Here is a 12,350-nt window from a genome sequence, read left to right as displayed (position 1 = left end):
GAGCAGTGAACATGAATCAGCCCTTGTCCCACCATTTGCTGACCATGGCCTATCAGAACGCCTGGGCCAATCACCGACTGGCCAAGGCCTGGATGCAACTGAGCCCGGCTGAGTTGGCGGCGCCGCGCGTCAGTTTTTTCCCCAGCCTGCGCGCAACCCTCAACCACATTCTGACGTGCGACTGGTTCTATGCGGACGCCCTGGAGCGGGAGTTGCGCGGTGACGAGCCGCATCCCGATTGCTATGTGTTTTTCAACCAGGATGAGCCATTCACCGACGGCACCGATCTCAAGCGCGAGCAAGCGCTGGTCGACCGTCGACTGATTGCCTACTGCGAGCAATTGCGTGACGCAGAGCTCGGGCGAATCGTGACCATTGCGCGCGATACCCCGCAACACGACAGCCGATTACGCCTGCTGTCCCATCTGTTCGAGCACCAGATTCACCATCGCGGGCAGGTTCACGCGATGCTCAGCGGCACTTCGGTCAAGCCGCCGCAACTGGACGAGTTTTTCTGTGCCGGTGAGGCGGGGTTGAGGGCCGAGGATTTTGCCGAGCTGGGATGGACCGAGGCACTGATCTGGGGTGCTTGAGCACGCGCGATCACAACAGGATCCAGTTGTCGGCACCCCGGTGCTCGCGATAAGGTCGCAGGACCCTTCAGTGCGCAAGAAGCGAACTGGGGCAACTTCATGTGTGATCGAGGGTGGAAATGGAATCCGCAGAAATTCTTGTGCTTCAGGCCAGTTACAGCAATCCGACACATGCCGAGGCGATTTGTCTTGTATTGAACCATTACGCCGAAGACCCGATGGGTGGCGGTAAGTCGTTGCCTACCCATGTGTTGCAACAACTGCCGGGGGAGCTGGCCAAGCGGCCCCATGCCTTCAGTGTATTGGCGTTTGTCGGTGGCGAGCCGGCAGGGCTGGTCAATTGCTTCGAAGGCTTTTCGACCTTTGCCTGTCGGCCATTGGTCAACGTGCACGATGTGGTCGTGGTGTCGAAGTTTCGCGGGTTGGGACTGAGCCAGAAAATGCTGCACAAAGTCGAGGACATCGCACGTCAGCGCGGCTCCTGCAAAATCACCCTGGAAGTGCTGGAAGGCAATCCAGTGGCCCAGGCATCTTATGGCAAATTCGGTTTTTCGCCAGGCATGTTCGACCCGGCGCATGGCCGGATGCTGTTCTGGACCAAAGCGCTTTAGTCCGCAATCCATGCGGGAGTGTGTGGCGAGGGAGCTTGCTCCCGTTGGGTCGCGCAACGACCCCGGTATTTCAAAGTTAAACCGCATGTAAAGGGTTTACGACTGCTTCGCAGCCGAGCGGGAGCAAGCTCCCTCGCCACAGAAACCCCTCGCCACGCAGGCCCTCTTTGCCACACAAGCCCGCACCCACAGGGGGCGCGCCAAAACTACTGCTTAACGACCGTCGGAGTGACAGGCGCAACCTTGGGTTTTATCAGGCTGAAGTCGATCAACGGCCGCTGCTCACGCTCGTAAGGGTTGCCGATCATCAATGGCCGAGGCTTGAAGCTGTCGCTGACCAGGCTTTTGCTGCGGTCCAGTTCATCGAAACTCAGGCCGGCCAGATCCGCCCAGGTGTGAATCAGCTGGGAGCTGCTGTACGGCCGACCCAGATCAGCGGCAAAACTCCAGTCATGGGTTTCGCGCCATTTCGGCGAGGCCCAGGCCATGAATGGAATGGTGTACATCGGCGCGGTCGGCTTGTTCTCGTTGCGGCCCAGGGTGTTGTGGCCCGCGGAGTCGAACACGTCTTCGCCGTGGTCGGAGAGGTACAGCAGGAAGCCGTTCGGATCGGTCTTGGCGTAGTCCTTGATCAGGCTCGAGACCACGAAGTCGTTGTACAACACCGCGTTGTCATAGCTGTTGTACGTCGGCACCTGATCGTCACGTACACCGTCCGGCACGCCTTTGCGGTCGGTGAACTTGTTGAACGTCGGCGGGTAACGGTACTGGTAGCTCATATGCGTGCCGAGCAAATGCACGACGATCAGCTTGCGTGGCGCCGCATCGGCCAGCGCCTTGTTGAACGGCTCGATCACATCGCCATCGTACTGGGCGGCGTTCTGGTTGCGGTTGTTGTTCAGGTACGCCTGCTCGTCGGCCTGTTCGGAGAAGGTCGTGAGCATGGTGTTGCGCTTGGTCATGGTCTGCTGGTTGGTGATCCAGAAGGTTTTGTAACCCGCCTGCTTCATCATGCTGACCAATGACGGCGTCGTCAGGTAGAGGTTCGGGTTTTCTTCGTCGGCGAACGTCAGCACCTGCTGCAACGCTTCAATGGTGTAGGGGCGTGGGGTAATGACGTTATCGAAAACCGCCAGTTGGTCCTTGAGCTTATCCAGTTCCGGAGTGGTTTCCCGCGGGTAGCCGTACAGGCTCATGCGCTGACGGTTGGTGGACTCGCCGATCACCAATACCAGGGTCGCCGGCTGATTGGCCATTGAGTCGGTGAAGTTCTTCAGCGGCGGGATCTTGCTGGTGCTGTCGAGCATGTCTTGCATGCCGGCCAGGGTACCGAGGTAACGGTGATAGGCCACGGCCATTTGCCACGGCACCGCGGGCTCGATGCGGGTTTCGAATTTCTCGAAGCCTTCCGCAAGGCTGCCGGTGTGCGCGGTCTGCTTGATCAGCGGGTAACCGATCACGGCCAGCACAATCGCCGTCGCGGCAATCAGGGCCTGGGCGCGTGGCAGGTGCACCGGACGCACGCGGGTCCAAAGGAAATACGCGAATGCGGTGTGGGCGAGGAACGCCAGCACCATCCACCAGGCAAAATACTGTGTCATGTACTCGCCGGCTTCAGACACGTTCGATTCGAACATGATGAAGATGACGCTCTGGGAGAATTCCTGCTGATAGATGAAGAAATAACCCAGGCTGGCCATCGAACAGGCCCACAGCACCACGCCGATCAGCGCGGACATCACACGGGTTTGTTTGGGGAATAACAGCATTGGCGCGAGCCAGACGGCGCTCATCACAAAGGCCTGGCGGAACCCGCTAAAACCGGAGGTGCCCGTCAGTTGAATCAGCAGTTGGGTGATACCGGAGAAATACCAGAAGAACAAAAATAACCAGAGAAATCCTGCCCAATCAAAACCAGTCGCAGACGTTTTGCTGCGTTTAAGCAAAGCCATTCAACACTCCAGCCTGATGATCGGCCGTCGGCACTCTCCTTGTCACAGACGAACGGATGCCGCTCGCAAAGCAAGCAGCCACAAGGGCCGGAGTATCGCCAAGCAAGTGTGAAAACTTTGTGAGATGTCGCAGCGGACAGGATTGCAGCGAGTCAGAAACAGCAGTGACTGTTTCTGACTCAAGCGAGGGGATCAGGCGTGAGGAGCACGTTGGGTGATGGGCAAGGGCTGAGCCTGATTGCCTTGGGTCAGCAGGCGCAATTGCGCAACTTCCCGTTTCAACTGATCGCGCTCGTCTTTCAACTGGCGCAGTTCATCGCGACGGATCGTGACGTAAAGGGTTTGTGCTGGCAGTGCTGTGTGTACGGTGCCCATTGCTCACCTCGCAAATGGCGGTATCAACTGTAAGTCGGCTCCCGAAATCGGGTGCTCACTTACTATCGGCGCCAATTTTGATTTCTTTTGCCCCTGAAGGGAACTTTTTTATTTTTCATGGTCGTTGTGTCTTCGGCACGATTCCCGACGTTATCAGTCTGGATCGGGCACAATGCCCGGAAACTTCATCCCACCGCTCTGGACTAACCTTCACTAGTCGCGTTGGGCTATAACCTTAGACACACTTTATTTGTAGTAGGGAGCATCAGTACATGCAACTCGGGATTATTGGACTGGGCCGCATGGGCGGTAATATTGCGCGGCGCCTGATGCTCAACGGGCACACCACCGTTGTTTACGACCGCAATACCGCTTTTGTCGACACCCTGGCCGAAGAGGGCGCCACCGGCGTCGCCGATTTGCCAGCCCTGGTCGCTGGCCTGGCCAAGCCGCGCGCGGTGTGGGTCATGCTGCCCGCCGGCGCACCGACCGAAGACACCATCGACACCCTGAGCACCCTGCTTGAAGCGGGCGATACCATCATTGATGGCGGCAACACCTTCTATAAGGACGATATCCGTCGGGCCAAAACCCTGTCGGAAAAAGGTCTGCATTACATCGACGTCGGCACCTCCGGCGGCGTCTGGGGCCTGGAACGAGGCTACTGCATGATGATCGGCGGCGATGCCGAGACGGTTAAGCGTCTTGACCCGTTATTCGAGTCCCTGGCCCCGGGTATGGGCGACATTCCGCGCACCAAGGATCGCAAGTCCGATGACGATCGCGCCGAGCGCGGTTACATCCACGCAGGCCCCGCCGGTGCCGGCCACTTCGTCAAGATGATCCATAACGGCATCGAATACGGAATGATGCAGGCCTTCGCCGAAGGCTTCGACATCCTCAAGACCAAAGCCAGCACCAACCTGCCGGTAGATCAGCGTTTCGACCTGAACGTGGCCGACATCGCCGAAGTCTGGCGTCGTGGCAGCGTGGTCTCGTCGTGGCTGCTCGACCTGACCGCCGATGCGCTGGCGTCCGATCCGAAACTCGACGGCTACTCGGGTGAAGTGGCCGACAGCGGTGAAGGGCGCTGGACCATCGAAGCCGCCATGGAACAAGCGGTGCCGGTACCGGTGCTGTCGAACTCGCTGTTCTCTCGCTACCGTTCGCGCGGGCAAGGCAACTTTGGCGACAAGATTCTCTCGGCCCAGCGCTTCGGCTTCGGCGGCCATGTGGAGACTGCGAAAAAATGACCCACGTGATCCGCAGGAAATCCAAGGCAGAACCCGCACCGCCCACCACGCTGTTTTTGTTCGGTGCCCATGGTGATCTGGTCAAGCGCCTGCTGATGCCGGCGCTGTACAACCTGAGTCGCGATGGTTTGCTGGGGAATGGACTGCGGATCGTCGGCGTTGATCACAACGCCATCAGTGACGAAGCCTTTGCCAAAAAACTCGAAGATTTCATTCGGGCGGAAGTGGCAGCCAAGGTCGGCAAGGGCGATCAGGCCCTTGATCCGGCGTTGTGGGCCAAATTGGCCAAACACATCAGCTACGTCCAGGGCGATTTCCTGGATGAACGCACTTATGACGCGCTGGCGGCGAAAATCGACGCCAGCGGCACCGGCAACGCCATCTTCTACCTGGCCACCGCCCCGCGCTTTTTCAGCGAAGTGGTGCGGCGTCTCGGGGCTGCCGGATTGTTGCAAGAAGCCCCTGAAGCGTTCAGAAGGGTGGTGATCGAAAAGCCTTTCGGCTCGGATCTGTATACCGCTGAAGCCTTGAACGCGTGCTTGCTCAAAGTGATGACGGAAAAGCAGATCTACCGGATCGATCACTATCTGGGCAAGGAAACCGTGCAGAACATTCTGGTCAGCCGGTTCTCCAACAGCCTGTTCGAAGCCTTCTGGAACAACCATTACATCGACCACGTACAAATCACCGCCGCCGAAACCGTCGGCGTGGAAACCCGTGGCAGTTTTTATGAGGTCACCGGCGCCCTGCGGGACATGGTGCCTAATCACCTGTTCCAATTATTGGCGATGGTCGCCATGGAACCGCCAGCGGCGTTTGGCGCCGATGCGGTACGCGGCGAGAAGGCCAAAGTGATCGGCGCGATTCGCCCCTGGTCGACCGAGGAAGCGCGAGCCAACTCAGTGCGTGGCCAATACACCGCCGGCGAAATCGATGGCAATTCGCTGCGCGGTTATCGTGACGAAGCCAACGTCGCGCCCGACAGCACCACCGAAACCTATGTCGCGCTCAAAGTGATGATCGACAACTGGCGCTGGGTCGGCGTGCCGTTCTACCTGCGGACCGGCAAGCGCATGAGCGTGCGCGACACCGAGATCGTCATTTGCTTCAAGCCGGCGCCGTATGCGCAGTTCCGTGACACCGAGGTCGAAGAATTGCAGCCGACCTACCTGCGGATCCAGATCCAGCCCAACGAAGGCATGTGGTTCGACCTACTGGCCAAACGGCCGGGACCGGCGTTGAACATGGCCAATATCGAACTGGGTTTTGCCTACAAGGATTACTTTGAAATGCAGCCGTCCACCGGCTACGAAACCTTGATCTACGATTGCCTGACCGGTGATCAGACGCTGTTCCAGCGTGCCGACAACATCGAGAATGGCTGGCGTGCCGTGCAGCCGTTTCTCGACGCCTGGCAGCAGGACGCAACCCTGGAGCGCTATGCGGCCGGCGAAGACGGGCCACAGGCCGCTGACGAGCTGCTGACCCGTGATGGTCGCGTGTGGCATAGCGTCGGATGAGTGACGTCACGCGACAACCCATCCGTTTTCTGCTCAGCGACATGGACGGCACGTTGTTGTTGCCCGATCACAGCCTCAGCCAACGCACGATCGAGGCGGTCAGTGCCTTGCGCGAAGCCGGTGTGCTGTTCAGCCTGGCCACCGGGCGTCCGCCCAAAGCCATGTTGCAGCAGATCGAAGCCCTGGGCATTGATCTGCCGACGGCGGCGTTCAATGGTGGCACGATCGTCAACCCGGACGGCAGTTTGCTGGTGGCGCATTATCTACCGGCAACCGCAGCGCTGACGGCGTTGGCGCTGTTTGCCGATCAGCCGGACATTGAAGTCTGGGTGTTCAGCGGTGGCGACTGGCTGTTGAAGGACTCAAGCGGCCCGATGGTCCCGCGAGAGCAGCATGGCCTGGGTTATCCGCCGGTGGTGGTCGAGAGTTTCGAGCCTTGCCTGGCACGCATCGACAAGATCGTCGCTGCCAGCAATAACACCGAACTGTTGATCGAGCTGGAGGCGCGGTTGCTGCCCAAGGTCGAAGGGCAGGCGCAGGTGTCGCGTTCGCAACCGGTCTATCTGGATGTGACGGCGGTGCAGGCCAACAAGGGCGCGGCACTGGCGACGCTGGCCGAGTTTCTCGGGGTGTCGCTGGAACAGACTGCCGCCATGGGCGACGGCGGCAATGACCCGGCGATGTTTCATCGTGCCGGGCTGTCGATTGCGATGGGGCAGGCGGAAGAGGCGGTGAAGCGTCAGGCCGACGTGGTGACCGGGGCCAATACCGAAGACGGCGCGGCCCAGGCGATCGAGCGATACATCCTGAGTTCAGTCTGAACCGCGTTATCGTTCTTCGCGGGCAAGCCTCGCTCTACAGGTTTTACACATTCCGTAGGAGCGAGGCTTGCCCGCGAAGGCGTCAGACCTGCCACCTCAAAGCCAATAGCTTACGGCGTACCAGCCAAGCCCTCCCATCACCACGGTGTATGGCAGCGCCATCCACACCATCCGCCCGTACGACAGACGAATCAGCGGGGCAATCGCCGAGGTCAGCAGGAACAGGAACGCCGCCTGACCATTAGGCGTCGCCACGCTCGGCAGGTTGGTCCCGGTATTGATCGCAATCGCCAGGGTTTCAAAGTGCTCGCGGCTCATGTGGCCGGAGATGAATGCCTGTTTCACTTCGGTGATGTAAATGGTCGCCACAAACACGTTGTCGCTGATGGCCGACAGCAAGCCGTTGGCAATAAACAGCATGCCCGGCTGTTGATCCGCCGGCAGCGCTAACACCCACTGGATCAGCGGCGCGAACAGCTGCTGATCGTGAATCACCGCCACCACGGCGAAAAATACCACCAGCAGCGAGGTGAACGGCATGGCGTCCTTGAAGGCGGTGCCGAGGCGGTGTTCGTCAGTGATACCGGTGAACGCGGTGATCAGCACGATCACCATCAAACCGATCAGGCCGACTTCGGCGATGTGAAACGCCAGCCCGGCAATCAGAATCAGCGCCGCCGCCCCTTGAACCAGCAGCGCAGCGCGCTGACGCGAAGTACGCTCGGCGTTGTCTTCAGCGGCGTAGTTGGCCAGCACCGCACGCACGTTGTCCGGCAGCAGCGTGCCATAACCGAACCAGCGCAGTTTCTCCAGCAGTACGCAGGTCACCAGGCCCGCTGTCAGCACCGGCAACGACACCGGGGCGATCTTCAGAAAGAACTCGGCAAAGTGCCAGCCCATCTCATGGCCGATCAGCAGGTTTTGCGGCTCGCCAACCAGCGTGCAAACACCACCCAACGCTGTGCCGACCGCGCCGTGCATCAGCAGGCTGCGCAGGAAGGCGCGGAATTGTTCGAGGTCGGCATGGTGCAATGTCGGTAACTGCCGGTCATCGCCGAACTCACTGTCCTGACGCGGATCGTTGCCCGAGGCAACGCGGTGATACACCGAGTAAAACCCCACGGCCGCGCTGATGATGACCGCGGTCACGGTCAATGCATCGAGAAACGCCGAGAGAAACGCTGACAGGAAACAGAACATCAATGCCAGCAGCGCCTTGGAGCGAACTCCCAGCAGCAGGCGCGAGAACAGAAACAGCAGCAGGTCTTTCATGAAGTAGATGCCCGCCACCATGAACATCAGCAGCAGGATCACCGGGAAGTTGTGCACCAGTTCGTCATAGAGCGCCTGGGGCGTGGTCATTTTCAGCAGCAGAGCTTCGATCAGCAGCAACCCGCCGGGCATCAGCGGGTAACACTTGAGCGCCATGGCCAGGGTGAAGATGAACTCCAGCACCAACAACCAGCCGGCCGCCACCGGGCCGATCGTCCACAACACCAGGGCGTTGAGAATCAGGAATCCGATAATGCTTGCTTTGTACCAGCGGGGTGAATGCCCAAGAAAATTGTGTGCGAAGGCCTGGGCCATTGAGCCGGACATCGGCTACTCCTTGTATTAAGAAGCGCGCAACTTGCCGTAAGCGGAAGGGAAGATCAAGTGCAGGAGACTAGGGTTGATAACGGGCGACGACGGCGCGGTAGTTGCCATCCAGTGAATAACCGCCGACGACGATGCAACCATCGGCCTGCAAGGCCAATGAAGTGGCGGTGTCCGGGCCTCGACTCAGGCGTGTGCGGACCCAGCCCATGCCATTGGCGAAGCTGCGATCCAGCGCCCCATTGGGTAAGTACCGGGCGAGAATGAAATCGCCCTCGAGCCCGCCGCCCGTCGCTCCGACCGTCAGCACACAGTCGTCCGGTTGTATCTGGGCGGCGGTCCACTGGCAGCCGCTGTGGCTGATTTCCAACAGTTGTGGCTGGCCGCTATTGCAATGCATGTCAGGTCGGCCATTGCTGTGAACGTTCAGGGCGAGGCAGTGCATCGGGTCGCGACTGCTGCCAAAACAATGCAAATCACCATTTTCGTGCTGGACGATCTGGCAGACCTGGGCACTCTGACCCCAGGCCTTGAAGGTCATGAAGCCATCCACGGCGAAGCCGTCATCCAGCTGGCCATCGGCGTGATAACGCGCCAGCAAACCTTCCTCGGGGAAGTTGATCGATCCGCCCACCAGGATTCGGCCGTCATGTTGCACCATCAGACTGTTCAGCCAGGTGTTCATCAATAAGTGCCGGACCATGACAAAGCCACGACCATTGAAGGTGCTGTCCAGCGAGCCGTCGGCATTGAGTCGAATCAGCATGCCGACGTGATCGGCCAATTCAAAGTGATGATTGGCCAGCAGCAGGATTCGACCATCGTCCTGCACGCAGATATCACAGGCCTCGGTACCCGGCACGCCGGGTGGTAACCAGGCATCGCGAGCGCCTTCGGAAAGCTTCCCCGGCAGGCGCACCACGCAGCGGCCGTGCTCACCAAAACCCTGTATCGGACAGCCCCGTTGATCAAACATCGCCAGGGCGGGCAGCGTACGATGAGCATTTTCGTAGTGCAGGCCGGCCACCAGAATGGTCCCGTCGGCCAGCACCCGCACCGTGCCTGCCATAGCCTCGTAGCCGTGGGCGAATTGCCCGATGATGCTGCCTTGTTTGCCGAAGGCCAGATCCGCCGAACCATCCTCACGCAGGCGTGCCAGGCCAAAGCGGCAGCCACCTGGCGTGCCGACCTTGGCTGCCACCAGAATTCGGCCGGTGTGGTCAATCGCCACACCATTGACCCTGCTGGAGGTACTGCCGGCGAAATACACTTGAGTCTTGCCGCTGCCGGCGAAATGGCTATCGAGTTGCCCGGCGTCTTTCACCGCTGCCTGTATGGCAAAAGCAGTCTGGAGTGACATGCACGCATCTCCTTGCCAGTCGTCCTTGTCCGGGTGTCCGGAGGTTGACTGCATGAGAAGAACATTCAATCCCTGAAAGCGATGATGCGCAACTGCCATTACGCTCGGGAGGAGCGGCGTTTTGTGCCAGAACAGTGTCTTCTCGAACCACTGACAAGCCTGCCAAGTAATCTGGCGGCTAGAAGTTGGAAAATGTAAATGGCGTTATGCAGCGGACCGTAGAAAACCGTCAACTAAGGAGAAGAAGGGGCGCGGATTACCGGGCGGTAATCCGCGAAAAAGATTAATGCGGCATGGACCACGATTGCAGTGTGTAACCTTCCTCGCTCAGCTCGGCGCGGGCTTGTTCCAGCAAGTGTGCAAGTTGCTGCGGATCGGAATAGGCACTGCTGGGGATTTGTTTGCTGCTGATGCGAGTGTTAGTGCGATCAATGATGGCCAGGCTGAGCTCGCCATTACCGTCTTGTGGGGCCCAGGCCACGCATTGAAAGGGTTGGAATGCGCGGTCGGCAATCAAAAGAGCTTCGTTGATACGGAGCGGGGCGTTCATGGGGTCTTCTCTCTGTGTGCCCAATCAAGTGATGTGCCGTCGGTTGGGCTTACCGTTCGGCTGGTTACTTGTACTGATGTCCGCAACCGGGGGTTGGGTCACACACAATCAAAAGAAATTTCAACTTTCTTTGATTTGCCGGCGATTCAGGCAGTTGCTGAAAGCTGAATGAAAGGTTCAATTCGTTAGGCAACTCATTAAGTGATTTTTTATAACTAATAAGCCGACGTCCCTATAAGCAATCGATACAAGCCCGCGTCAATATTTTGCTAGTGTTACACCGAAGCCCGCCAAATGACTGTTTTTAATAATATTTCCTAAAATTTGGCGCCAAGGAACAGTCATGATCGAAGCGCCTGCTTTACGACGTCTTTTAGTAGTGGATCCTTGCGACGACTGCCACCGTTTGCTGCCGGGTTTACGCGCTGTGGGTTGGGATGTCGACAGCTGTACCCTGGAAAACGCCGTGGAACGAACCTGCGACGTCGGCCTGCTGCGCTTGCAGCCATTTCATCTGGAACGTCCGGAAGCCGTCAAGGAACTGATCACCCGTAGCGGTACCGAGTGGATCGCCGTGCTCGATCAGGATGTCCTGCGAATGCAGAATGTCGGGGATTTCGTCTGCGAATGGTTTTTTGACTTCCATACCTTGCCGTTCGATGTTTCAAGGGTTCAGGTCACTCTGGGCCGAGCGTTCGGCATGGCGCGCCTGCGCGGGCAGGGCACGGTTCATATCGATCAGCCTGAACACGAACTGCTCGGCGACAGCAAACCGATTCGCGAGCTGCGCAAATTGCTGAGCAAACTGGCGCCCACCGAATCGCCGGTGCTGATCCGCGGCGAAAGCGGCACCGGTAAAGAATTGGTCGCCCGTACCCTGCATCAACAATCCCAGCGCCACAGCAAGCCATTCGTGGCGATCAACTGTGGCGCGATTCCCGAACATTTGATCCAGTCCGAATTGTTTGGTCACGAGAAGGGGGCCTTTACCGGCGCCCATCAGCGCAAGGTCGGGCGGATAGAAGCGGCCCATGGCGGCACCCTGTTTCTCGATGAAATAGGCGATCTGCCCCTGGAGCTGCAAGCCAATCTGCTGCGCTTCCTGCAGGAAAAACACATCGAGCGGGTTGGCGGCCATCAACCTATTCCGGTGGATGTGCGGGTATTGGCGGCGACGCACGTCGACCTTGAAGAGGCCATCGAGAACAAACGCTTTCGCGAAGATTTGTACTACCGTTTGAACGTCCTGCAAGTGGTCACCGTGCCGCTGCGTGAGCGCCATGGTGATCTATTGATGCTGGCCAACCACTTTTCCCATTTCTACAGCAGTGAAACCGGCCGTCGTCCGCGCAGCTTCAGCGAAGATGCATTGGTGGCCATGGGCAAGCACGACTGGCCGGGCAATGTCCGCGAGCTGGCCAATCGGGTACGTCGTGGGCTGGTATTGGCCGAAGGACGGCAGATCGAGGCGCGAGACCTGGGGCTGCTCAGTCAACACGCCTTCGCCACGCCGATGGGCACCCTTGAAGACTACAAGACCCGCGCCGAACGCCAGGCGCTGTGCGATGTGTTGAACCGGCACAGCGACAACCTGAGTGTTGCTGCCCGAGTCCTGGGCGTGTCACGGCCGACTTTTTACCGATTGCTGCACAAGCACCAGATCCGCTAGGGCGGGTAAACGAAAAGGCCCGCTGCGACATCCATCGCAGCGGGCCTTTT

11 protein-coding genes are annotated in these 12,350 nt (G+C 59.0%); 6 read left to right on the top strand and 5 right to left on the bottom strand.

Annotation, left to right across the window (positions count from 1 at the left end; translation table 11 throughout):
- The first annotated feature begins 11 nt into the window (after positions 1–11).
- Both AF70_RS06090 and AF70_RS06085 read left to right on the top strand, forming a co-directional pair.
- Entirely contained in the window at positions 12–593 is a 582-nt protein-coding gene (locus AF70_RS06090) for a DinB family protein (protein ID WP_028940506.1), read from the top strand.
- 119 nt (positions 594–712) lie between these two features.
- Positions 713–1,204 (top strand): GNAT family N-acetyltransferase, encoded by a 492-nt coding sequence (locus AF70_RS06085; RefSeq protein WP_019579224.1) that lies wholly within the window; start codon positions 713–715, stop codon positions 1,202–1,204.
- 206 nt (positions 1,205–1,410) lie between these two features.
- Here the strand turns inward: AF70_RS06085 and AF70_RS06080 are convergent, their stop codons facing one another.
- Positions 1,411–3,156 carry a phosphoethanolamine transferase CptA gene (locus AF70_RS06080; protein ID WP_019579223.1) on the bottom strand — a complete coding sequence of 582 codons (1,746 nt, stop codon included), beginning with the start codon at positions 3,154–3,156 and terminating at the stop codon, positions 1,411–1,413.
- Positions 3,157–3,348: 192 nt separating this feature from the next.
- Positions 3,349–3,531: a DUF6026 family protein gene (locus AF70_RS06075; protein WP_019579222.1), complete on the bottom strand. Its 183-nt coding sequence runs from the start codon at positions 3,529–3,531 to the stop codon at positions 3,349–3,351.
- Positions 3,532–3,803: 272 nt separating this feature from the next.
- Between AF70_RS06075 and gnd the strand changes: the two genes are divergently transcribed.
- Genes gnd through AF70_RS06060 form a run of 3 tightly spaced genes read left to right on the top strand, consistent with a single transcriptional unit; the run spans position 3,804 to position 7,125 of the window.
- The gene (gene gnd / locus AF70_RS06070) at positions 3,804–4,784 is read left to right on the top strand and encodes a phosphogluconate dehydrogenase (NAD(+)-dependent, decarboxylating) (RefSeq protein ID WP_028940507.1); all 981 of its coding nucleotides are present in this window, start codon (positions 3,804–3,806) and stop codon (positions 4,782–4,784) included.
- Positions 4,781–6,304 carry a glucose-6-phosphate dehydrogenase gene (gene zwf, locus AF70_RS06065; RefSeq protein WP_028940508.1) on the top strand — a complete coding sequence of 508 codons (1,524 nt, stop codon included), beginning with the start codon at positions 4,781–4,783 and terminating at the stop codon, positions 6,302–6,304. The genes gnd and zwf overlap by 4 nt, the downstream gene beginning before the upstream one ends.
- On the top strand, positions 6,301–7,125 hold the full coding sequence (locus AF70_RS06060) for a Cof-type HAD-IIB family hydrolase (protein ID WP_028940509.1): 825 nt from the start codon (positions 6,301–6,303) through the stop codon (positions 7,123–7,125). The genes zwf and AF70_RS06060 overlap by 4 nt, the downstream gene beginning before the upstream one ends.
- 96 nt (positions 7,126–7,221) lie before the next feature.
- Here the strand turns inward: AF70_RS06060 and nhaB are convergent, their stop codons facing one another.
- From nhaB to AF70_RS06045, 3 genes are all read right to left on the bottom strand, one after another.
- Positions 7,222–8,724, bottom strand: a complete 1,503-nt coding sequence (gene nhaB, locus AF70_RS06055) for a sodium/proton antiporter NhaB (protein ID WP_028940510.1) — start codon at positions 8,722–8,724, stop codon at positions 7,222–7,224.
- A gap of 67 nt (positions 8,725–8,791) precedes the next feature.
- Positions 8,792–10,081: a hypothetical protein gene (locus tag AF70_RS06050; protein ID WP_028940511.1), complete on the bottom strand. Its 1,290-nt coding sequence runs from the start codon at positions 10,079–10,081 to the stop codon at positions 8,792–8,794.
- Positions 10,082–10,364: 283 nt separating this feature from the next.
- On the bottom strand, positions 10,365–10,631 hold the full coding sequence (locus AF70_RS06045; RefSeq protein WP_018926082.1) for a hypothetical protein: 267 nt from the start codon (positions 10,629–10,631) through the stop codon (positions 10,365–10,367).
- A 343-nt stretch (positions 10,632–10,974) separates the two neighbouring features.
- On the opposite strand from AF70_RS06045, the gene AF70_RS06040 reads away from it, so the two are divergent.
- Positions 10,975–12,300, top strand: a complete 1,326-nt coding sequence (locus AF70_RS06040) for a sigma-54 dependent transcriptional regulator (RefSeq protein WP_019579217.1) — start codon at positions 10,975–10,977, stop codon at positions 12,298–12,300.
- Positions 12,301–12,350 lie beyond the last annotated feature (50 nt).

The organism is Pseudomonas sp. KD5, assembly GCF_012932895.1.
Classification (GTDB): domain Bacteria; phylum Pseudomonadota; class Gammaproteobacteria; order Pseudomonadales; family Pseudomonadaceae; genus Aquipseudomonas.
Note: the sequence above shows the minus strand (reverse complement) of the source record. Positions and strands in the feature narration are given on the sequence as shown.

Coding starts and splice junctions, on each gene's coding strand:
- AF70_RS06090 (WP_028940506.1), top strand. CDS start 12: ATGAATCAGCCCTTGTCCCACCATTTGCTGACCATGGCCTATCAGAAC.
- AF70_RS06085 (WP_019579224.1), top strand. CDS start 713: ATGGAATCCGCAGAAATTCTTGTGCTTCAGGCCAGTTACAGCAATCCG.
- AF70_RS06080 (WP_019579223.1), bottom strand. CDS start 3,156: ATGGCTTTGCTTAAACGCAGCAAAACGTCTGCGACTGGTTTTGATTGG.
- AF70_RS06075 (WP_019579222.1), bottom strand. CDS start 3,531: ATGGGCACCGTACACACAGCACTGCCAGCACAAACCCTTTACGTCACG.
- gnd (WP_028940507.1), top strand. CDS start 3,804: ATGCAACTCGGGATTATTGGACTGGGCCGCATGGGCGGTAATATTGCG.
- zwf (WP_028940508.1), top strand. CDS start 4,781: ATGACCCACGTGATCCGCAGGAAATCCAAGGCAGAACCCGCACCGCCC.
- AF70_RS06060 (WP_028940509.1), top strand. CDS start 6,301: ATGAGTGACGTCACGCGACAACCCATCCGTTTTCTGCTCAGCGACATG.
- nhaB (WP_028940510.1), bottom strand. CDS start 8,724: ATGTCCGGCTCAATGGCCCAGGCCTTCGCACACAATTTTCTTGGGCAT.
- AF70_RS06050 (WP_028940511.1), bottom strand. CDS start 10,081: ATGTCACTCCAGACTGCTTTTGCCATACAGGCAGCGGTGAAAGACGCC.
- AF70_RS06045 (WP_018926082.1), bottom strand. CDS start 10,631: ATGAACGCCCCGCTCCGTATCAACGAAGCTCTTTTGATTGCCGACCGC.
- AF70_RS06040 (WP_019579217.1), top strand. CDS start 10,975: ATGATCGAAGCGCCTGCTTTACGACGTCTTTTAGTAGTGGATCCTTGC.